Source organism: Bacteroides sp. HPS0048 (assembly GCF_964240755.1).
GTDB lineage: Bacteria > Bacteroidota > Bacteroidia > Bacteroidales > Bacteroidaceae > Bacteroides > Bacteroides nordii.
In genome coordinates this window covers 201,424-224,525 of the sequence record NZ_CAXSVC010000006.1, presented here as the reverse complement: position 1 = coordinate 224,525, position 23,102 = coordinate 201,424, and the positions used below count along the sequence as shown (strand labels likewise).

Genomic DNA, 23,102 nt, shown 5'->3' with positions numbered 1-23,102 from the left:
GTTACAAGTTACTGACTCGTAACTCATAGCTCATAACTAATAACTAACTAATTATGAAAGTAGGTTTATTTATTCCTTGCTACATCAATGCTATTTATCCTGATGTGGGGGTAGCATCGTATAAACTTCTGAAGAGTTTAGGGGTAGATGTTGATTATCCGTTAGATCAGACATGCTGTGGGCAACCGATGGCAAATGCGGGGTTTGAGGACGAAGCCTCTAAACTGGCGCTTCGTTTCGATGACTTGTTTAAACAGTACGATTACATTGTGGGCCCTTCCGGGAGTTGTGTGGCTTTTGTCAAATTGAATCATCCGGGTATCTTGGCTAAGGAAGGGCATCAATGCGAAAGTGCTGGCAAGATTTATGATCTTTGTGCTTTTATTCATGATGTGATTAAGCCCGAAAAACTGAAAGCCCGTTTTCCGCATAAAGTGAGTATCCATAATAGTTGTCACGGTGTGCGCGAACTCATGTTATCTGCTCCGAGCGAGCTGAATATTCCTTACTTTAATAAACTGCGCGACCTCCTTCAGCTGGTTGAAGGAATAGAAATCTTTGAGCCCAGTCATGTAGATGAATGCTGTGGTTTCGGTGGTATGTTTGCTGTCGAAGAACAGGCCGTATCTGTCTGTATGGGTCGTGATAAGATAAGGCACCATATGGAAACCGGAGCGGAATACATCACCGGAGCCGATAGTTCTTGTCTGATGCATATGCAAGGCGTTATCGAACGTGATAAACTGCCTGTCAAAATCATTCACATAGTAGAAATCTTAGCGTCGCAATTATGAGTACCAAACATGCAAAGGCTGCCGAGAAATTCTTAGAGAATCCTGTAATGGCAGCATGGCACAATGAAACCCTTTGGATGGTTCGTGCCAAACGAGATAAAATGAGCAAAGAGGTCCCTGAGTGGGAAGATTTGCGGGAAAAGGCATGTGAGCTGAAACTTTATTCTAACAGCCACCTTGACGAGCTTCTGGTAGAGTTTGAGAAGAATGCGACTGCCAATGGTGCTATCGTTCATTGGGCGAAAGATGCCGATGAATACTGTGCTATTGTTTATGAGATTCTTAATAGTCATGGGGTACACCGTTTTGTGAAAAGTAAATCCATGCTTGCCGAAGAGTGCGAACTCAACCCTTTCCTTATAGAGAGAGGTATTGATGTTGTGGAATCCGATCTTGGTGAACGTATTCTGCAATTGATGCATTTGCCACCGAGTCATATCGTGTTGCCTGCCATTCATATTAAACGTGAACAGGTAGGTGAGCTCTTTGAGAAGGAGATGGGGACGGAGAAAGGCAATTTTGACCCTACTTATCTGACACATGCTGCTCGTAAGAATCTGCGGAATATATTTCTGAATGCAGAGGCTGCCATGACAGGAGCCAACTTTGCCGTAGCTTCTACCGGAGACATTGTGGTGTGTACTAACGAGGGGAATGCCGATATGGGAACCTCTTGTCCTACACTGAATATTGCTGCATTCGGTCTTGAAAAGATAGTTCCTGATATGGAGTCATTGGGAGTATTTACCCGGTTATTGGCTCGTTCGGCTACCGGACAGCCTGTGACTACTTATACTTCGCATTATCGTAAACCACGTGAAGGGGGTGAATATCATATTATCATTGTGGATAATGGACGTAGTGAGATTCTTGCTCATCCCGATCATATCAAGACACTGAACTGTATTCGTTGTGGTGCTTGTATGAATACCTGTCCGGTATACCGTCGTAGCGGTGGTTATTCGTATACGTATTTTATTCCCGGTCCTATCGGTATCAATTTGGGGATGGCACACAATCCGGAGAAGTATTATGATAATCTTTCGGCCTGTTCACTCTGTATGTCTTGTTCTGATGTTTGTCCGGTAAAGGTAGACCTTGCCGAGCAAATTTACAAATGGCGTCAGATACTCGATAAAATTGGAAAGGCAGATACCGGAAAGAAGATCATGTCTGGCGGAATGAAGGCATTGATGGATCGGCCTGTGTTGTTTAATGCAGCTTTGTGGGCAGCTCCGATGGTCAATCATTTACCACGTTTCATCAAGTATAATGATCTCGATGCATGGGGGAAAGGGCGAGAACTTCCGAAATTTGCCGGTGAGTCATTCAATGAGATGTGGAAGAAGAATAAAGTACAAGGAAAGGAGGATACGAAATGAGTAGTAGAGAAGAAATATTAGCCAATATTCGCAAGAATACGCAAAAGCGTTTTGACTATCCGGAGTGGCAAATAAAGACAACGGTCTATCCTGATGTGATAACTGAATTTTGTGAAATGACTCGCGCAGTAGGTGGTGAGGCGATGCTTCTGGGAAAGGAAGAAGAGGTCAATGCTGTCATCCGCCGGACCTATCCTGAGGCTACACGTATTGCTTCGGATTTAGATGAAGTGACTTGTGCTACATTCAATCCTGATGAATTAGATCGTGCACAAGATCTGGATGGTACGGACGTAGCCGTAGTAGCAGGAGAATTGGGTGTTGCTGAAAATGCTGCTGTATGGATACCCCAGACAGTAAAGTATAAAGCTCTTTACTTCATAGCAGAGAAATTGGTGATAATTCTTGATCGTAACCGGATTGTCAGCAATATGCATGAAGCTTATGAAATAGTAAAAAATGAAAAATATGAATTCGGTACATTTATCTCCGGTCCTTCCAAGACAGCTGATATAGAGCAGGCTTTGGTGATGGGAGCACATGGGGCAAGAGATGTACTGGTTATTCTTAAATAATGTACCAGTACGCCATGCGGGATGATTTATCGTCTGTTGATAGCGCGGCCAATTGGCCAATTGGCATATTAGCACATTGAAAAATTAGTATATATGTATGCAAATAAAGTAAAGAAAGTAGTTGCTGTTCATGACCTTTCGGGAGTTGGAAGGGTATCTCTTACAATTGTTATTCCCATTCTTTCGTCTATGGGTTTTCAGGTATGTCCGTTGCCTACGGCTGTATTATCAAGTCATACGCAATATCCCAATTTCTCATTCCTTGATTTGACGGAAGAGATGCCTAAGATTATTTCTGAATGGAAAAAACTGGGTATGCAGTTTGATGCTTTTTATACAGGCTATCTCGGCTCTCCGCTTCAGATACAAATTGTGTCGGACTTCATTGACGATTTTCGTCAACCGGAAAGTCTTGTGGTAGTAGATCCTGTTTTGGGTGACAATGGTAAACTGTATGCAAACTTTCATGATTCTATGATAAAGGAGATGCGCCAGCTGATAACTAAAGCTGATGTCATCACTCCTAATCTTACTGAATTATTTTATTTGCTCGATTTACCATATAAAGAACAGAATACAGATGAAGAGCTGAAATCTTATCTCCGTCAACTTTCAGATCAGGGACCGGAGGTAGTTATTATTACGAGCGTCCCTGTGCTGAATGATATCCATAAGACGTCTGTATATGCCTATAATCGTTCCGGGAATCGTTTTTGGAAAATAACCTGTCCTTATCTACCAGCCCATTATCCGGGAACGGGAGATACTTTCACCAGTGTTATTACCGGAGCTTTATTACAAGGTGACAGCCTGCCTATTGCTCTTGATCGTGCTACGCAATTTATCCTTCAGGGTATCCGTGCTACATTTGGTTACGAGTACGATAATCGGGAAGGCATTCTTCTGGAAAAGGTATTACATAATCTTGATATGCCTATCCAGAGTAGTAGTTACGAGCTTATTTGACAAGGAAGTAGATGACTTAAAAGTCTCATAAAGTTATTAATATGTAACTTTAGAAACGCAGATTAACGCTAATTTACGCAAAGATTAAGTTTGCGAAAATTAGCGTTAATCTGCGTTCGCTCTTATTGATATTTTATTGCTTCAATCCATCTGCTGTTTCTACCAGCCTGAGGAATTCCCTTCGATACCCTCTTTCATCATTATCCAATGCTGTTTTTACCATTGCAATAACTTGTGTATATGTTGCATCTCCTTTAAAGTCGGAATCGCGAAGTAACTGCCCGAACATGGCTACTGCCGCAGCAAAACGGAAATCAGAGGATACATTGTTTCCTTTATTATCAACAAGTGGGAGTTCTAATTTCTTGCTGATATCTTCGTCCGGTGCTTTATAGCGCAATTTTACTGTAAGTAGTTCTTTTGAACCTGTGGTTGGTTGGAGAGCAGGTTTTACCTTCTTCTGATATTTTAAATCATCCACTTTGTTCACGAAATTACTTTCCACACCTGCGGGTACTACTTCATAAAAAGCAGTTACTGTATGTCCCGCTCCCATTTCACCGGCATCTTTTGCGTCATTATTAAAATCCTCATCTTTCAACAGGCGGCTTTCGTAACCGATGAGGCGGTATGCCTGCACTTGAGATGGATTAAATTCTATTTGTAATTTTACATCTTTGGCTACTGTGTGCATAGTAGCTCCAAACTCATTTACCAATACTCTGTTGGCTTCTTGCAGATTATCAATATAGGCATGATTCCCATTTCCTTTTTCAGCAAGTATCTGCATTTTGCTATCTTTATAATTACCCATGCCGTAACCTAAAACAGTAAGGTATACACCACTTTTTCTTTCCTGTTCAATCAGATTTTCCAGACCTTCATTAGACGATACCCCTACATTAAAATCGCCGTCCGTACAAAGTATAATACGATTGTTTCCTCCCTTCACAAAATTCTTTTTCGCAATTTTATACGCAAGTTTTATGCCTTCGCCTCCGGCTGTAGAACCTCCGGCAGTCAATTCGTCAATCGCTTCACGGATTTTTTGCTTATCACTTCCGCTGGTTGACGGCAAACGCTCTCCTGCTGAACCGGAATAAACAACGATAGCCACTCTATCTGCATCGCGCAAATTGTTTACTAATAGTTTGAGGGAAGACTGAACTAATCCCAGATGCTGTGGCCCGTACATGGATCCCGATACATCAATTAAGAAAACGAGATTGGATACCGGAAGCTTTTCGGTAGGAATTTCTTTAGCTTTTAACCCGATGCGTACTAAGCGGTGATTTTTATTCCATGGACAAGAACCTATCTCAGTAGTGATTTTTACCGGATCTTTGCCCGTAGGTTGGGGATAATTATACGAGAAATAGTTTATTAACTCTTCTGTGCGGATAGCATCAGCAGGCGGTAGTTCACCTCTGTTTAGATAACGGCGCATATTACTGTAAGAGGCGGCATCTACATCGATAGAAAAAGTTGATAATGGATTTTCGTTTACCTTCTTGAAACCGTTTTCTTCAATGTTTTTATATTCTTCCGTATTCATATCGTAGGCAGCATAGGCCCTTCTTGTCATTATTCCAGGCATAATGTTTGATACAGCACCACACATGCTTACCTGTTTCTGCATGCCATAACCTACCACTACACACTCTTCAAGTATTTGGCTATTTGCCTGCATGGTGATATTCAGCCGTTCAGAAGTCACTTTCACTGTTTGTGTTTCATAACCAATGTAGGAGAATATCAGCTTTTCACCTTTGTTGGCACGGATTGTATATTCACCGTCTACATTGGTTATTGTACTACGCGTAGTTCCTTTTACCAGTACTGTGCATCCTGTAATGCCAAAACCGTCTGCAGCATCGGTCACTTTACCTTTTACTATAAGTACCTGTGCATTTACTGTTCCCAAAGAAATGACTGCTATCAGCAATCCCAGCATCATTGCTTTTAATTGATTTGTTTTCATACATTTTATTGTTTTAATGTGATACATAAATCCGATGTTTTACTCTATAGATGCGATTAGTGGAAAGATTCCATAAATGTCTTCTTCTTTTTTTTAATTTATTTCTAAAAAAGATTTCTTGGATGGACGCGAATGATTGATGAGCCCATATATTACATCTATTTATAGAGTTGAGAATACTTATACTTTCTTTTTTTATTTATCGTAAGATTGTCCATGTTTATAGTATATTTCTCCATTGTGTACTCCTATGCGTTCGCCTAATTTTGCATATGTGAAATAGATTTTATGTTATCAATAGTTTATTGAAAAACAGCGAAGTATAAGACTACGATTTGATAACAGCCTGATCTAATTCTATATATTGGCTATGTATTTGTTTTGTAGCCGATGACAGGATATTAATATAAAATTCATTTAATTATTAATCTTAATGTATTATGAAAAGAAACAGATTAATTTGGTTTTTCTCCCTGTTATTTTGTTGTACTCTATTAGCTGCTCAAAAAGTGACAGTTGAAGGGACTGTTACAGGATTTCCTGATTCTGAAGTACTGATGGGAGCAAGTGTCTCTGTAAAAGGTACTACCCAAGGTACTATTACAGATTTGGATGGAAAGTATTCTCTTTCCGTAGCATCTGATGCTACATTGGTGTTCAGTTATCTTGGATATGAAACGAAAGAGGTTGCTGTAAAAAACAGATCATTGATAAATGTGTCTTTGAAAGCAGATGCTCAGGATTTGGAAGAAGTAGTAGTTGTTGGTACTATTCTGAAGAAGAGTGATTTGACAGGTGCTGTCTCAAGTGTAAGTGCCAAAGTACTGGAGGAGAAGCCGGTTACTAACATTAATCAGGCATTGCAAGGTCGTGTTGCTGGTGTGTTTATTTCCAATGCTGCTAAACCTGGTGATGACGCAACGATTAAAATCCGTGGTATTAATACTATTAACGGAAGTACTGACCCTATCTATGTAATAGATGGTCAGGTTATGGATAACTTCGGAGGTGGGTTTAATTCAGTCAACTTGAATGATGTTGCTTCTATCGAAGTATTGAAAGATGCATCTGCTACAGCCCTGTATGGTTCCCGTGCTTCCAATGGTGTGATTTTAGTTACAACTAAAAAAGGTAAAAACGGTATCGGAAAAGTTACTTATGATGGTTGGGTCGGTTTCCAGACGGATGCTAAACTTCCCAAGACAATGGGAACAAAAGACCTTTTTGAGTTGAGAAAAGATGCAGCGATGAACTCCTTTACCGCACGTCATCCGGGAGCAACTGAAGATGAAATCAATGCATTTCTGAATAACCGGGTTATGAAACCTTATTCAAAAGACGGATCAGGAGGATATGTTTTTGCTCAATATGAGTTTGATGCTTATAATAATAATGATAATTATAATTGGCTGGATGCAGTGACCCGTACTGGTGTAGAACAAAATCATGCATTGAGTTTTAGCGGAGCTTCCGAAAAAGGTGCTTATTATTTTAGTTTAGGCTATTCTAATAAAACCGGAATGGTTGAAAATCTTGGAGATAAAAGATATAGCGGACGTATAAATTCGGATTATGCGATAAAATCCTGGTTAAAAGTTGGTACCAATACAGCATTTACACATACTGATTCTGATATTTTCTCAGATGATGGTGTTTATGACAAAGCTCGTGGTGCGAATCCGATGTTACCTATTAATTCTGAGATTTATACATTGAACTATGGTGGAGTACAGGATGACAATTACTTCAATCCGATTCGTACCTTAAAAATAGAAAATAACCGTAGACGTAATCGGTTATCTTCTACTAATTTTTTGAATATCAATCCTATTAAAGGGCTGAATATTCGTACCTCATTCTCCATTGACTATTTCCAGGAGGATCGTTTCAAATACACTCCGAAGGATATTCAGGAATCTATTCGTTATTCACAAGATGGTCAGGCCGAACATACACGTGACCAAAGAATGACTTGGCAATGGGATAACTCTATCTCTTATGACCGTGCATTTGGCGAACATAAGATTAATGCTCTCTTTAGTACCAGTGCTACTCAAACGAATCGTGATTATACGTATGCAACCGGTAAAGGTTTTGGTACTGATAAGTTCTCTTATTATAATATAGGATCTTCCTATAAAACAGACGAACGTTCTATCGGATCTGACTTTGTTACATCTACCTTGATGTCATATGTAGTGCGTGCCAATTATAATTATGCAAGTAAGTATTATCTGACTGCAACAGCCCGTTATGACGGTTCTTCTAAGTTTGCCGAAGGTAAACGCTGGGGGCTGTTCCCTTCTTTCTCTGCAGCATGGAATATAGCAGAGGAGAACTTTATGAAAGAACAAGATGTGCTTAGCCAGTTGAAACTACGTTTAGGATACGGTTTGGTAGGTAATCAGAATATTGATGATTTTGCATTTTATACACTTTATGATGCCAAATTAGAAGATGGAAAAGTAACTTATGTACCTAAAGGGCGCCGGGGAACAAAAGATATTACCTGGGAATCTCAGAGGCAGTTTAATGTGGGAGTGGATATGGGATTCCTGAACGGACGTATTACTGCATCATTGGATGCATTCCTTATAAAGAATAAGGATTTGCTGATGACACGTTCCTTGCCATTAACTTCCGGCTTTAGCTCAGCAGTAGAAAATATCGGAGCTATTGAAAATAAAGGTATTGAGTTTTCTATGAATGCCAAATTGATTGAAACCAGAGATTTCTTGTGGAATTTTTCAGCAAATATTTCTGCTGATAAGAACAAGGTTACACAGCTTTACGGAAATAATGATGCTATTTACAAAATTGATGATAATCGTAACATGCAGAAAGAGGGCAATCTGTTCCTGGGTGAATCCCGTAATACAATCTACATCTGGAGAACCGGTGGTATTGCTCAAGTAATAGACATGGATCGTTTGAAGAATATTGATTTCTCAGGACGCCAGGTTAATCCCGGAGATCTCTATCCGCTGGATGTGAATGATGATAAAGTGATTGATGATAAAGACCGTGTGATTGTAGGTTCTCCTGATCCTAAGTTTTATGGCGGTTTCTCTACAGACTTATCTTATAAAGGAATTACGCTAAATGCTGTCTTCAACTACTCTTACGGAGCCAAGAAACTAAGTCCTTATTATGAATCATTAATCACAAGCCGGGGTACAGGAGTTGCTTCTGTTGATTTGGTTGATCGTTGGAGTCCGGAAAACACAGATGCAAAATTCCCCCGTCCTATCTATAATGATCCTACGGATACCGAAACAATGTACTATAACACATTCTCCGCCAGTCAGATGGATTTCTCCGTACAGAATGCTTCATACTTACGTTTGTCTACATTGAGTTTAGCATATACATTCCCTAAGCCAATCGTGGAAAAGATGAAGATTGGAAATTTACGGGTTTATTCAACCATTTCCAATGTGTTCTGCTGGACCTCTTATAAAGGCTATGATCCGGAAACCGGAGATTGGTATCCTCCTACAAGAATGTTTGTTTTTGGCTTGAGTGTTTCATTGTAAATAGTCTTCACACAGGTATTTAAAATATAGTTTAGTTATGAAAAACGTAATAAAAATAAATAAATTGGCAACGGCCTGTATATTGGCAGGTTCTTTAACAATATTTTCTTGTTCCGATTTCCTGAATCAGGAGCCTAAAACATCCTTGACAGAACAGGAGGCTTTTTCTAATCTGGAAAATATAGCACCAACTGTAGATGGTTTGTATACTGCATTTCGTGACTCGAAATCCGGGCGCGAAGGACTGACTTTCTCACTTTTAGGCTTGGATGAGAGCAAGCAGGGTATCGTGCAGATGGATGATGCTGCACAGGCAAGTCTGGATCTTTACAACGGTTTGCTCAATTCGATGTCTACACAGGTAGATAAAATGTGGTCAAGAAGATGGCCGATTGTTATTTCTGCCGCTAATGCGATTTATGCGCTTGATGTATTGTCCGAAACAACTCAGGATGAAGATACTTTAGACAGAATTAAACGTCTGAAGGGTGAGGCTTGTTTCATACGGGCTATGGTGATGATGGAACTTACTATGTATTGGGGAGAAATTCCGGTAGTTGATATTGCAAAGATGGAAAATTCAGCCCGCCAACCATTGGAAAAGGTCTGGAAGCAAATCTTTGATGATTTTACGTTTGCTTCAACATCTTTGAAAGAAAAGTATACAGAATCCGGTGATAAAACACGTGCGACTTCCGGTGCAGCCTATGCCATGTTGGGTAAAGCGTACATGTCAGTTCCCCAAGAGACAGGAATGAGAGATTTCAAACTGGCGAAAGAGAGTTTTGAAGCAATGATGAACCGTTATCAGTTAGATCCTGATTTTGCAAATCTTTTCGATGAGAAATTAGAGTTCAATTCACCTGAATCGATCTTTGAGTTAGATTATGACAATGTGAACCGTATTAATCATTGGCAGTTTGATATGGGGTCTCGTACAGTAGTTGCTACATTTGGTGAGGGTTGTTATTTTGCCGGCTATGATGTGGCATTACCTACAGAATATGCTTATAAATCAAAATCCGAAGGAGGTATTTGGGAAGAAGGTGATTTGCGCAGAGATGAAAGTATACGCTATGATTTTACCTATCTGGGCATTACACCTACTGAGGTTTCGTGGGGAGCTGACGAATTAGATCCACATATCAAGAAGTATGAAGACGAACGTACGGACCAGTTCAACGGGAATTTGGCTAACGAATGGTATTCCGGCAAGAATTTTATTGTGTTGCGTTATGCTGATGTTCTGTTGTGTTATGCCGAATGTCTAAATGAACTTGGAGAAACCGGACAGGCAAATACGATTGTAAATCAGGTACGAGCCCGTGCCTGGGGTGGGACCCTGCCTAATGAAATGGCCTGGAATTATGGTCAGGATGAATTCCGTACACAAATTATGAATGAACGCATCCGTGAACTTTGCTTTGAAGGTTGGAGACGTATGGATTTGATTCGTACCGGTAAATTTGTAGAGTTGATAAAAGAACGTAATTCCTGGGCTAAGAAGTCGGGAACGATCAAAGATTTCCACATGCGCTATCCTATACCGGATACAGAGATTAAAAACAATGATGATATCAGTGAAGAAGATCAGAATCCGGGATATTAAATCTATAATTAATGACCATTTAATGCACAAAATAGTATGAATAGAAAATCAATTTTATCTTTATTGTTTTTGTTCTTTTGCACCTTCGGTGTGCAGGCAGAAGAATATGAAACGACCTCGCCTAACGGCACGTTGAAAATAAAGCTACGGGTAGATAATGGTACGACCTATGAGGTATGGCATGGCGATAAGCAGTTGATCGCTCCCTCATCCATAGGATTGAATCTTTCTAACGGGACAATTGTGGGAGGAGGAACGGTAAAAAGTACAACGACCAATCATGTGGATCAAACAATTGATGTTGTAGCCGGAAAAAATAAAACTCTGAGAGAGGCTTATAATGAGCTGTTAATATCATTTAATGAAAACTATGACCTTTTGGTGAGAGCTTACGATGAGGGAATAGCGTATCGCTTTATCACCCGTCTGGACGGAGAGATTATTATCAATAGTGAAGATGCTGTGTTCAATTTTACTTCAACCCCGACAATCTATTTCCCGGAGTGTGATACTAATTATTCCGGAGAAAAAGACCAGCAGGGGAAAGTACACCAGATTCATCAGGGATATAGAAATTTTGAACGGCTCTATAAAACTTATAATGAACCGACTGATATCACTAACAATCGCTTTTCTGTTTCTCCCGTACTGTTTTCGTATCCTGATACTCCTTACAAGATTGTTGTAACGGAATCTGATACATATGATTATCCAGGATTGTATATGGAGCAAAACGGCGTGAATTCTATGCGTGGAAAGTGGGCTCAATACCCTAAAGAAGTTATGGATTCTGATCCTTCAAATTCCAGCTACTGGTATTCTAATCATCTGGTTATTTCAAGAGAAAACTATATTGCAAAAACAGAAGGAAGCCGCACATTCCCCTGGAGAGTTATTATTGTTTCTGATGATGACAAATCTCTGCTTAACAATGAATTGGTGTATATGTTGGCAGAACCTTGCCGTTTGACGGATACTTCTTGGATACAGCCGGGTAAAAGTGCTTGGGAATGGTGGCACAAAGCCGTTTTAGAAGGAGTCGATTTTCCATCAGGAAATAAGAATCTGTCTTTTCAATTATATAAATATTATGTTGATTGGGCTTCTCAGCATTGTATTGAATATATGACACTTGATGCCGGTTGGTCTGAAGATTATATACGTACATTATGCCTTTATGCAAAACAGAAGAATGTGAAAATTTTGGTTTGGACATGGGCAAGTTGTGTTAGAGAGAATCCGCAGGACTGGATTAAGAAGATGAAAGACTATGGTGTTTCCGGAGCAAAGATCGATTTCTTTGAACGCAGTGATCAGATTGCTATGCGTTGGGGACGGGAGTTTGCACAACGCCTGGCAGACAATCAAATGGTTGCCCTGTTCCATGGTTGTTCGGTTCCAACCGGGATCAATCGTACTTATCCCAACATCCTGAATTTTGAGGCTGTCCGTGGTGCTGAGTGTAATTTCTGGGAAAGCACTCTGACGCCTGAATATCATACACAATTTCCTTTTATACGTTCATTGGCTGGTCCCGAAGATTATACTCCGGGGTCTATGAGAAATGTAACTCAGGAGGAGTTCAAACCCATTGACAAGGACAACACTCCACCTATGAGTATGGGTACCAGGGCTCACGAACTGTCAATGTATGTCATCTATGACCAGTGGGTGGGATACTTATGTGACTCTCCAACAGAATACAATAAATATCCGGATATACTTAGTTTCTTGTCAACAGTTCCTACAATCTGGGATAAAACAGTACCATTGGATGCCAAATTGGGAGATTATATTCTGATGGCTAAACAAAAGGGAAAAGACTGGTATGTAGGTGGTATGACCGATTGGACTCCAAGAACGGTAGAAATTGATTTCAGTTTTCTGGAAGCTGGTGCCTCTTATCAGGCTGACATCTTTAAGGATGCTCCTGCATCGGGTGAACAGCCCAAAGAGTATGTTTGTGAAAAGATGGAAATCACTAAAGATACTAAACTTTCTATCAACATGGCCAAAGGAGGCGGTTTTGCCATTCGCTTGCTCCATTCCTCCGGTTCGGGTATTGCAAAGGTCAATCAGGAGAATCCTCTCACTGTGTATGTAGAGAAAGAATCCGATACGCTTCATGTAAAGACAAAGAAAATAATTGAGGCAGTGAAAATAAACAATATCTCCGGACAGGTTTTATTTGCGAAGAATTTTAAGGATGGTTCTTATTCTGAGCAGATAGATCTTTCGGGCTTCAATAGAGGAGTATATGTAGTTTCTGTGAAGACAGAAGCTGCATTGGCCTCGACAACTTTTATCTATTAATGAAAAACAAATGTATTATGAAAAACGTAGAAATTTTTAGATGCACATGTGCGTTGGTCGGACTTGCCTGTACCTCTGCTTTTGCTCAGGTGAAACATGCTTCATTTTCTGAGATCATTAATCCTGTTGTAGTAGACGGTGGAACAGAGAGTATTCCTATGGCGTATGAAGCTGCTGCTGCCTGGGGAGATTATAACAACGATGGTTTTCTGGATGTGATTATAGCCGGTGTTACTTCACAAGGAGAGCAAACATTACTTTATAAAAATAAAGACGGAAAGCAATTTGAGCAAGTTGCGCATAATTTTCCGGGTTTGAGGACATCCAGTGCCACCTGGTTCGACTATAATAATGATGGAAATCTGGATTTGTTTCTGGCCGGAAAGAAAAGTAATGGAGAATACTATGCTGGTTTATGGAAAAATAAAGGAGGAGATGCCGGTTTTGAAGAGGTATTTACAGGGCTATTCCCTTTGATTAATAACGGAAAGGAAAATCGTTCTAACCGATATGTAGTAGCTGCTGATTATGACGGTGACGGCTGGACGGATCTTTATATTCAGGGGCGTACAAACGAAGGTGACAAGAATACCGGAATCTCATACTTATACAGAAATGTAAATGGGGAGAATTTTGAACGTATTGACAAGCCGGTAAAAAACAAAATGGGTAGCAGTACGGCTAAGCCCTTTGTTCAGTTATCTGGTGGTGGGGCTGCCTGGGCTGACTATGATGGTGACGGATTCTTGGATCTGATTGTTTCGGGTGAAGGAATTGACGTTGACAAGTATGATGCCGACTATGGTTATCATGGCAGTTATAATGGTGCAGTCTACAAAAACAATGGTGATGGAACTTTTGCCGAACCCATTGAATTTGAAGGTATAGAAGAAGGCAATCCTGTCTGGATTGATTATAACAATGATGGAAAACAGGATTTTATGGTTCCCGGAGTTAGATGGGACGAAGCGGTGAGTTGGAACTGGCGCGGTGACGTGTATATCAATTCAGTAGGAGGATTTACCAAATATGGTGCTGCTACAACGGGGTTGCCAAATAGCAGACAGGCGCTTTCAGTCGATGCAGGCGATGTTAACAATGACGGTTTTAGCGATATCTTGTATATGAATGCTACAGAGGAGACTGATATGGTTTATTTGAACAATGGAGGCAAACTGGATGCTCCTATGTTTACTGCTTCTCCGTTAGTGTATGCTGGTGCAAAAGCACAAAGGGGTGGAACAGCCAATCTGGTAGATTTTGACAATGATGGTAATTTGGATGCATTTCTTGTGGGTTATGGCGATGCGGGAGGATCACATACCCGCCTGATGAAGAATAATTTAGGCGAAGGAATTACTGCAAATAAGGCTCCCGGTGCACCTACCAATTTGAAAGCAGTGTCGGGTTCCAGTGGCATTGTAATGTTCTCATGGGATGCCCCGGCTGATGATGTAACTCCGGCCAGTGCTCTGAAATATAATTTGTATATCAAGCAGGGAGATGTTATCAGAATGACAATACCGGCTGATATTACTACCGGACGGTTGAAAGTAGCCGAAGTTTCCGGATTAATCAGCAAGAGAGTGTTATATAAGGTAACAGGACTGACTGGCGAGTATACATGGGGAGTACAAGCGGTTGATAATGCTAAAGTAGGTGGCCCATTTGCTATTTTTGGTGCAGGAACCGGAATAACAAACGAACCGGAGAAGGCCTCTGTAAAAGTTATGAGCGAGGGAGACGCCATCCGTATTACTGCTGCCAGTGATTTGAACGGTATAATCAATGTTTATTCCATGGATGGAGGTAATGTATATTCAGAATCAGTATCATTGAATAATACAACTGTAAATCTGCCGAAGGGGATTTATCTTGTAAAGATTACATTAGCTAATGAAACAATAACAGAAAAGGTGATTGTTTGGTAAAAGGATAACGAACAGGGTAAGAAGGCTATCGGATATTTCGGTAGCCTTTTTTGTATTTCACTGCAGAGTATGCAGGGGCTTAATTATTTAAAATGAACTATGCAATTACTCAGTGTGCTCTGTGGTGGATTGATTACTTAATCCTTCCATATATCCCTACGTTTACTTATTTTTTTTAACTTTGCCCAAAAAGAAGTCCTGTTTTTTGAAAAGAACATATTAAAGCTGACCGACGAAGAGCTATTACATCAGTACGCCACGTCTGGTAAAACAGAATATTTTGGTGAACTTTACAACCGATATATTCCGTTATTATATGGTCTTTGTCTCAAGTATCTGACCGACGAAGCACGTGCACAGGATGCAGTAATGCAACTTTTTGAAGATCTGCTTCCCAAAGTACCCCATTATGAAATAAAGGTTTTCAAACCCTGGCTATATCGGGTAGCAAAGAACCACTGTCTACAGATACTGAGAAAAGAAAATAAAGAAATTCCTCTCGATTATACGATTAACCTTGTGGAATCTGATGAATTTCTGCATCTTTTATCTGAAGAAGATACTTCGGAAGAACAACTAAATGCCCTGAAGCATTGTCTTGAAAAGCTTCCCGAATTTCAGCGTATCAGCATCATGCATTTTTTTATGGAAGAAATGTCTTATGCCGATATTGTAGAGCAAACAGGCTTTACACTGAATAACGTGAAAAGCTATATCCAGAATGGAAAACGTAATTTAAAGATTTGTATAAAGAACCAGACCCAATGAAGCTATTAGACTACATACGAGGAATCCGCAAAGGAAAAGAAGCTCATCGCCTGCAAAAGGAAGCGATGCGAGATCCTTTTCTTGCCGACGCTATGGATGGTTACGACGGCGCAGGGGAAAGTCAGGAGCAACAGATAGAGTTACTTCGCCGCCGGATTACAATGAGGGTGAAAAGGAAGCAGAATCATGTTTTTGCCTGGAGTGTGGCTGCCAGTCTCCTGTTAGGTGTTTGTTTGGGTGGTTATTTCCTGTTCCAAAAAGATAAATTACCGGAAGAAACTCTCATGGCTCTGGAACAATTGCAACGGGATACTATTTTGCAAACGCCTTCACAGATACCTGCTGAGGCAGAAGTGAAGTTGGCGAAGACACTGAAAAAGGATTCGATGAGACCACTCATCAGTCAGGAACGAAAAGTGAAACCAGCTGTTACTGCCAAAACCATTGCTCCCGAAGTGAAAGAGCAATCTGCGGCAGAAGTAGAGATGAGTGTGGCCCTTTCAGAAGAATTAAAACTGGCTGATACTACAATCGCTGCAGGCGATAATAATCTTGCCCGGAAGTTGCAGGATAGGGTAGAAGGCCTAAAGGTCGGTGGGATAAAAGGACGTGTGACTGATGAAAACGGAGAACCTCTTATGGGAGCTAATATTCTTGTAAAAGGAACCGGTAAGGGTACGGTTTCGGATGTAAATGGAAACTTTACATTAGATGCAGACGGAAACAAAGAGATTGCGGCCAACTATATCGGCTATGAACCGATAACTCTTCCTGCAGATACCGGCAAAGAAATGTTGATTGCCATGAATGAGAGCAAAGAGGCATTAAACGAAGTAGTGGTAGTGGGCTATGGTACTGAAAGGAAAAAGGATTTTACAGGTTCGGTAGTACGCGTTGAGCCATTGACCATACCGGAGCCTGTTCCTGTGATAGGGTTCAAAGCATATAAGAAGTACCTGAAAAAGAATAGGATTCGTCCAACAGATGAAGAATGCGCAAAGGTAAAAGGGGAAGTGGTACTGACTTTCCGTGTGGATAAAAGGGGCCGTCCGGTGAATATAAAAATAAAGAATAGTCTATGTGCTTCTGCTGATAAAGAAGCAATACGTCTTGTAGAAGACGGGCCTGACTGGTTAGTGGGAAATAAAGAAGTAACACTGAATATTAAATTCTAAAGAAAAAATCCACTTAAATACATTATTTAAGTGGATTTTTCATCTGCACGGGAGGAGAGGCTCGAACTCCCGACACCCGGTTTTGGAGACCGGTGCTCTACCAACTGAGCTACTCCCGTGTTTGCGGGTGCAAAGGTAGAATAATCTTCCGAATCTGCAAGTATTTCTGCAAAGAAGTTTTCAACTATTTTAGTTTTTCCCATTCGTCGGGTTTGAATCCTACTAATACAAAATGATCAGTCACCACCAATGGGCGTTTCACCAGTTTACCATTGGTAGCCAGCAGGGCTATCTGTTCTTCTTCGCTCATCGTGGTAAGCTTTTCTTTGAGGTTCAGCTCTTTATAGACCAGGCCACTGGTGTTGAAAAACTTTTTTACCGGTAGCCCACTAAGTGGAATCCATGCTTTCAGTTCTTCTACGGTGGGGTTATTTTCTACGATGAGACGGTTGGTATACTCAATATTATTTTCAGTCAGCCACTTTTTTGCCTTTTGGCAAGTGCTACACGCTGGGTATTGCAAAAAGATTGGTTTCATATTTCTATTATTTTAAAGCATTTGTAAATCTTGGTACATGATACGGTAAGCAGCTGCTTTCTTATCCAATGCTAATGGGTAAGCACGGGAAGAAGAGGGCATCCGGTAGAGCCGTATCGGGCGGTTTTCAAACACAAACTCAGAAAAGTCGCCTACTTTGGGTTCCTCTACATTGAATTGCATGCGGAGGGTATCTGTAGCCTTTTGCCCGGTGGTTACGATGGCTTTGCATTCCGGTAATTGTCGGAGCATAGCAGCTATGTCAGTAGACTGAATCACCTCTAAGAATTTGTCGGAAGCATTATCCTGCAAACGTCGTATGGCAGAAGCTGTATCGAATAAGGCAATCCCCTTTTTATTGAGAAAATCAATGATTTGTTCACGACAAAAAGCTTTCTTTGACTCATTCAGAAAATGATCTTTGTTGTCAAAGAACAGGAGTCCCACAATTCTCCACATATCATTGTTTAAATTTGGATAATAAAAATCCATAGACCATCTTTTCTTTTGTGGCGGAAAACTGCCCAGCATTAACAATTTTGCATGCGGAGGTAAAAACGGTTTCAGGGGATGATTTTCTATCTCTATTTCCATATTTACAGTTTATTTGCAACAAAAATAGTGATAATACCTATTTCTGAGAACTCTTTTATTTAAACGTTACCTAAAAAATATTTTTTTAGAATTTATTGTGTACTTTTGTATAAGCACAATCTATTTGAAATGAACATGTTACTTACTAAAAGGACTCTTTTATACCTATTTTTAATGCTCTTACCTCCTTTGGGAATAGAAGAGTGTAATGCTATTAATATAGAATATGATAAACACACAGACCAGTTTTCTTCAAGAAAAAAGATAAAAGGACACGTCGTCGATTCCAAAGGAGAAATTTTGATTGGAGCTACTGTAAAAGTGAAAGGGGAGCCCGATGGAGCCATTACTAATGCAGAGGGTAAATTTTCTTTAGTAGTAGAACAGGATGCTGTTCTGCAAATTTCCTTTGTGGGATGTGAGACTAAGGAAGTGCCTGTACGGGGACAAACTGAATTTGAGATACTACTCAAAGAAGATGCCGTGATGCTTGATCCTGTTATTGTCACCGCACTTGGCATTGAAAAGAAGGAATCTTCTCTCTCATATTCGGCTATGCAGCTCAAAAGTGATGAACTGAACCGGGTGAAAGACCCTAATATGATTACTGCACTGGCAGGAAAAGCAGCAGGTGTACAAATTAGTAAGAATTCCTCAGGACCGGGTGCATCAGCTAAGGTCAGTATTCGTGGTATACGTTCTGTAGTCAGTGATAATCAGCCTTTATATGTAATAGATGGTGTTCCGATGCTCAACTCTACTTCCGAACAAGCCTATTCGGCTATTGGAGGTACAGCCAATGCCGGCAATCGTGACGGAGGCGACGGCATTTCTAATCTGAATCCTGAGGATGTGGAGAGTATAACGATTCTGAAAGGTGCTCCGGCTGCAGCTTTGTATGGTAGCCAGGCTGCTAATGGGGTAATATTGATAACCACTAAAAAAGGGAGCGAGTCCGGAGTGCATAAAGTATCTTTCTCTACCAGCCTGACCGTTGATAATGCTTTTAGTCTTCCTGAAATGCAAAACCGCTATGGGGTGAGTGATGATGTAGATAGCTGGGGAGCAAGGGCTGAACTGCCGGAACGGGACAACCTGAAGAATTTCTTTCGTACCGGTTTTACTTCCATTACTTCTATATCTGTGAGCCATGGAAACGAGAAGTTACAAAATTATTTCTCTTATGCCAATACCAGCGGAAGGGGCATTATAGATAAAAATCAGCTTTCCAAACACAATCTGAATTTCCGCGAAACCTCCTCTTTGTTCAATGGCCGGTTGAAACTGGATGGCAGTGTGAATGTGATGCGCCAGGTGGTAAAGAACAAACCTGTTACCGGAGGTTTTTATATGAATCCCCTGGTGGGATTGTATCGCTTTCCTCGTGGCGAAGATCTGTCTTATTATAAAGATCATTTTGAAGTATATGATGAAGATCGTAAGCTCAATGTACAGAATTGGCATACGTCTTTTGAAGATTTTGAGCAAAACCCTTATTGGATTGTCAATCGTATCCAGAGTAAAGACACCCGTTCCAGAATCATTACGTCTTTGTCGGCTCGTGTGAAGGTGAATGACTGGCTCGATATCCAGGCACGTGGTACTATGGATTACGCAAATGACAAATTGCGGCAGAAGTTTTATGCTTCTACAGCTCCGGCATTGGCGGGAGTGAATGGTCGCTATATTGAAATGGATTATCAGGAGGTACTGCTTTATGGAGATGTGATGGCAACGGCAAAGAAGAAGTGGGGTGACATCTCACTGGATGCCGCTATGGGTGCCAGCATTAATGACAAGATCGTAAATTCTGTCCGTTACGACTCTAAGACGGCTTCCTTGAAATTTCCCAATGTCTTTAATCTGGCCAATATTATTATGAACGGTTCGGCCAGCCTCGATCAGAAGATTGATGCTCACAGGCAGTTGCAGTCGGTATTTGCTACAGCACAGGTGGGATACAGAGAGAGCCTTTTTGTAGATGTGACCGCCCGTAATGACTGGGCTTCTACTTTAGCTTACACCCGGCATGAGCGGACGGGGTTTTTCTATCCCTCTGTTGGTGCTTCTCTTATTCTGAATAAACTGATAGCTTTGCCGGAATGGGTTTCTTTTGGTAAAGTGCGCGGTACATACAGTAAAGTGGGTAATGATATCCCACTGTTTATCACCAATCCGGTTTCACACGTTACTGCCGGCGGTGAAGTGCAGGCCAGTGATGCGGCTCCTTTTAAAGAGATGGAGCCTGAAATGACATACTCTGTGGAAGTAGGTACCGAGTGGCGTTTCCTTAGTAATCGTCTGGGCATTAATGCCACTTATTACCGTACCAATACTCGCAATCAATTCTTCAAGCTACCGGCTTTATCCGGAGATAAATATGCCTATCGGTATGTCAATGCCGGTAATATACAGAATGAGGGCTGGGAGCTGACACTGGATGCCGCACCTGTGATGAAGCGGGATTTCATCTGGAAAACAACACTCAATTTTTCTTCCAATAAGAACCGGATTATCGAACTGCATGAACAGTTAAAAGAGTTTGTTTACGGTCCTACCAGTTTTTCGTCGAGTTATGCCATGAAGTTAGTGAAAGGTGGTTCTATCGGCGATATTTACGGAAAAGCTTTTGTTCGTGATGGCAGTGGAAATATCGTTTACGAGGCCGGGGGCGAAAATAAAGGATTGCCTCAGGTTGAGGGAGACGGAAATACGGTGAAGGTAGGCAATGCCAATCCTCTCTTTTCGATGGGATGGAGCCATACTCTTTCTTACAAAGGGGTCAGCCTTTATTTTTTGATAGACTGTCGGTATGGTGGAGATATTCTTTCACAAACCCAGGCCGATATGGATATGTATGGAGTTTCCAAAACTACGGCCGACGCCAGGGACGATGGATATATCATGTTGGAGGGACATCGTGTAGAGAATGTAAAGGGTTTCTATAAGAACGTAGTTGGCGGACGTGCGGGTGTGACGGAATACTATATGTATGATGCCACAAACGTGCGTCTGCGAGAACTTTCTCTAAACTATCAGTTGCCTGCCGACTGGATAGCTAAAACGAAGGTTTTCAAAGATATACAGCTCTCTTTTGTAGGACGCAATCTGTTTTTCATTTACAAGAAAGCGCCTTTTGATCCCGATCTGGTACTTTCTACCGGAAATGATAACCAGGGAATCGAAGTCTATGGAATGCCCACGACACGTAGTTGGGGATTCAGTATTAAATGTGAATTTTAAAGCGGGGGAGGGGTGAAATGATGAAAAAGAATATGATTCTTCTGTCTTTGTTTATAGGGTCGATACTGATATCCTGTACTTCCCAATTCAGAGAGTACAATACCGATTTGGCAGGCATTACCGATGAAGATTTGAAAGCGGACAACAATGACCATGGTATTCGTCTGGGCATTATTCAGCAGGGTATTTATTTTAATTATGATTATGGCAAAGGCAAGAACTGGCCCTTTCAATTGACGCAGAATCTTAATGCTGATATGTTCTGTGGATATATGCACGATGCCAAGCCACTGAATGGAGGTAGCCATAATTCCGATTATAATATGCAGGACGGTTGGAATAGTGCGATGTGGGGACATACGTATGCTTATATCTTTCCTCAGATTTATCAGTCGGAAATCCATACCCGTACAGGGCAGCCGGCATTCTTTGGCATTACAAAGATTCTGAAAGTAGAGGTGATGCATCGTGTGACAGATTATTATGGCCCTGTAGTATATACCAATTTTGCGAATTCGGAAAACAATTATCAGCCCGATACGCAGGAGGAAGTATATGATGAGTTCTTCCATGAACTGGATACGGCGGTTACCGTTCTTTCTGATTACATAGAACGAATGCCGGAAGCTGCAGAGTTTGCCCGTTTTGATATTCTGCTTGATGGGAAATATAGCTCCTGGATTAAGTTTGCCAACTCTTTGCGGATGAGGCTTGCCATGCGTTTAGCTGTGGTGAGTCCGTTGAAAGCCCGCTCGGAGTTCTTGAAAGCTTTAGATAATGCGTATGGTGTTTTCGAGTATGCTACTGAATTGGCGTCTGTCTCTACCGGTAGTGGATACTCCAATCCACTTGGTGAACTCAATCGTGTGTGGAATGAAACTTATATGAATGCCTCTATAGAATCTATAATGAATGGTTACGGTGACCCCCGGCGGGAATTTTATTTTGAACATTGTACGGCTCCGGATTTAAAGGGAGAGTATCGCGGCATTCGTCAGGGGACTTGTTTTGCCCACAATCGTTACAACACTTTGTCGAAGCTGACGGTAGATCAGTCTACAGATGCGGTTTTGATGACTGCCGCCGAGGTGTGGTTTCTTCGTGCGGAGGCGGCATTGCGGAGTTGGACATCAGAGGATGCGGGAGAATGCTATAAGCAAGGAGTGGCTTCCTCTTTTCGCCAGTACAATCTGACAGCGACAGACGATTATCTGAGCAGCGATAATCGGGCTGCTGATTTTGTTGATACGTATGATCCCGATAATAATATAAAGGCTCGTTGTCAGGTGTCTCCACGCTGGATAGAAAGTGCAGATCGGGAGGTTAAACTGGAAAAGATTATTACTCAGAAATGGTTGGCTATGTTTCCCGAAGGTTGTGAGGCATGGGCAGAACAGCGTCGGACAGGTTATCCGCGTCTTTTCCCTGTAAGATTTAATAATAGCCGGAATCATTGTATTGATACGGAAACAATGGTTCGTCGTCTGAACTTTCCCGGTTCATTAGAGACGGAGGACGGAGAACAATACCGTAAGTTAGTGGATGCGTTGGGCGGAGAAGACAATGGAGGTACGCGTCTTTGGTGGGATACCGGACGTAATTGGTAAGTTGGTTTTTATGACTATGAAAGGATATTGCCATTTATAGGATAGCCTTCGGAGCCCATTGCTCCGGAGGTTTTTTGTTAGTTGGATAGC

The 23,102-nt window shown here is 41.2% G+C and carries 15 protein-coding genes and 1 tRNA gene; 12 read left to right on the top strand and 4 right to left on the bottom strand.

The window, feature by feature from the left end; translation table 11 throughout:
- Window positions 1-53 precede the first annotated feature (53 nt).
- The 4 genes from ACESQI_RS07490 (at window position 54) to ACESQI_RS07475 (ending at window position 3,717) form a co-directional block, all read left to right on the top strand.
- A complete protein-coding gene (locus ACESQI_RS07490; protein WP_007484502.1) occupies window positions 54-794 on the top strand; it encodes a (Fe-S)-binding protein in 741 nt (246 codons plus the stop codon).
- Window positions 791-2,176, top strand: a complete 1,386-nt coding sequence (locus ACESQI_RS07485; protein WP_007484503.1) for a lactate utilization protein B — start codon at window positions 791-793, stop codon at window positions 2,174-2,176. The genes ACESQI_RS07490 and ACESQI_RS07485 overlap by 4 nt, the downstream gene beginning before the upstream one ends.
- Window positions 2,173-2,751, top strand: a complete 579-nt coding sequence (locus ACESQI_RS07480) for an LUD domain-containing protein (RefSeq protein ID WP_002559726.1) — start codon at window positions 2,173-2,175, stop codon at window positions 2,749-2,751. The genes ACESQI_RS07485 and ACESQI_RS07480 overlap by 4 nt, the downstream gene beginning before the upstream one ends.
- 93 nt (window positions 2,752-2,844) lie before the next feature.
- Window positions 2,845-3,717 carry a pyridoxamine kinase gene (locus tag ACESQI_RS07475; protein ID WP_195350416.1) on the top strand — a complete coding sequence of 291 codons (873 nt, stop codon included), beginning with the start codon at window positions 2,845-2,847 and terminating at the stop codon, window positions 3,715-3,717.
- Window positions 3,718-3,850: 133 nt separating this feature from the next.
- On the opposite strand, the gene ACESQI_RS07470 is transcribed toward ACESQI_RS07475, so the two are convergent.
- Window positions 3,851-5,698, bottom strand: a complete 1,848-nt coding sequence (locus tag ACESQI_RS07470) for a VWA domain-containing protein (RefSeq protein WP_025867420.1) — start codon at window positions 5,696-5,698, stop codon at window positions 3,851-3,853.
- Between the two features lie 440 nt (window positions 5,699-6,138).
- Between ACESQI_RS07470 and ACESQI_RS07465 the strand changes: the two genes are divergently transcribed.
- From ACESQI_RS07465 to ACESQI_RS07440, 6 genes are all read left to right on the top strand, one after another.
- Window positions 6,139-9,234 carry a SusC/RagA family TonB-linked outer membrane protein gene (locus tag ACESQI_RS07465; protein WP_373125645.1) on the top strand — a complete coding sequence of 1,032 codons (3,096 nt, stop codon included), beginning with the start codon at window positions 6,139-6,141 and terminating at the stop codon, window positions 9,232-9,234.
- Between the two features lie 37 nt (window positions 9,235-9,271).
- On the top strand, window positions 9,272-10,843 hold the full coding sequence (locus ACESQI_RS07460; protein WP_373125643.1) for a RagB/SusD family nutrient uptake outer membrane protein: 1,572 nt from the start codon (window positions 9,272-9,274) through the stop codon (window positions 10,841-10,843).
- A 36-nt stretch (window positions 10,844-10,879) separates the two neighbouring features.
- On the top strand, window positions 10,880-13,156 hold the full coding sequence (locus ACESQI_RS07455) for a glycoside hydrolase family 97 protein (protein ID WP_373125641.1): 2,277 nt from the start codon (window positions 10,880-10,882) through the stop codon (window positions 13,154-13,156).
- 17 nt (window positions 13,157-13,173) lie between these two features.
- Window positions 13,174-15,087, top strand: coding sequence for an FG-GAP-like repeat-containing protein (locus tag ACESQI_RS07450; protein WP_320908207.1), 1,914 nt, complete (start codon window positions 13,174-13,176; stop codon window positions 15,085-15,087).
- Window positions 15,088-15,285: 198 nt separating this feature from the next.
- The gene (locus tag ACESQI_RS07445) at window positions 15,286-15,855 is read left to right on the top strand and encodes a sigma-70 family RNA polymerase sigma factor (RefSeq protein ID WP_320935636.1); all 570 of its coding nucleotides are present in this window, start codon (window positions 15,286-15,288) and stop codon (window positions 15,853-15,855) included.
- Window positions 15,852-17,030: a carboxypeptidase-like regulatory domain-containing protein gene (locus ACESQI_RS07440; RefSeq protein WP_373125640.1), complete on the top strand. Its 1,179-nt coding sequence runs from the start codon at window positions 15,852-15,854 to the stop codon at window positions 17,028-17,030. The genes ACESQI_RS07445 and ACESQI_RS07440 overlap by 4 nt, the downstream gene beginning before the upstream one ends.
- Before the next feature lie 46 nt (window positions 17,031-17,076).
- Here the strand turns inward: ACESQI_RS07440 and ACESQI_RS07435 are convergent.
- The 3 genes from ACESQI_RS07435 to ACESQI_RS07425 form a co-directional block, all read right to left on the bottom strand.
- A tRNA-Trp gene (locus tag ACESQI_RS07435) sits at window positions 17,077-17,149 on the bottom strand.
- Window positions 17,150-17,214: 65 nt separating this feature from the next.
- Window positions 17,215-17,568: an arsenate reductase family protein gene (locus ACESQI_RS07430; protein WP_007484517.1), complete on the bottom strand. Its 354-nt coding sequence runs from the start codon at window positions 17,566-17,568 to the stop codon at window positions 17,215-17,217.
- 12 nt (window positions 17,569-17,580) lie between these two features.
- Complete coding sequence (locus ACESQI_RS07425; RefSeq protein ID WP_002562157.1) at window positions 17,581-18,162, bottom strand: uracil-DNA glycosylase family protein; 582 nt, start codon at window positions 18,160-18,162, stop codon at window positions 17,581-17,583.
- 135 nt (window positions 18,163-18,297) lie between these two features.
- On the opposite strand from ACESQI_RS07425, the gene ACESQI_RS07420 reads away from it, so the two are divergent.
- On the top strand, window positions 18,298-21,405 hold the full coding sequence (locus tag ACESQI_RS07420; protein ID WP_373125638.1) for a SusC/RagA family TonB-linked outer membrane protein: 3,108 nt from the start codon (window positions 18,298-18,300) through the stop codon (window positions 21,403-21,405).
- 20 nt (window positions 21,406-21,425) lie between these two features.
- On the top strand, window positions 21,426-23,012 hold the full coding sequence (locus ACESQI_RS07415) for a SusD/RagB family nutrient-binding outer membrane lipoprotein (protein ID WP_278511198.1): 1,587 nt from the start codon (window positions 21,426-21,428) through the stop codon (window positions 23,010-23,012).
- Window positions 23,013-23,102: the final 90 nt, after the last annotated feature.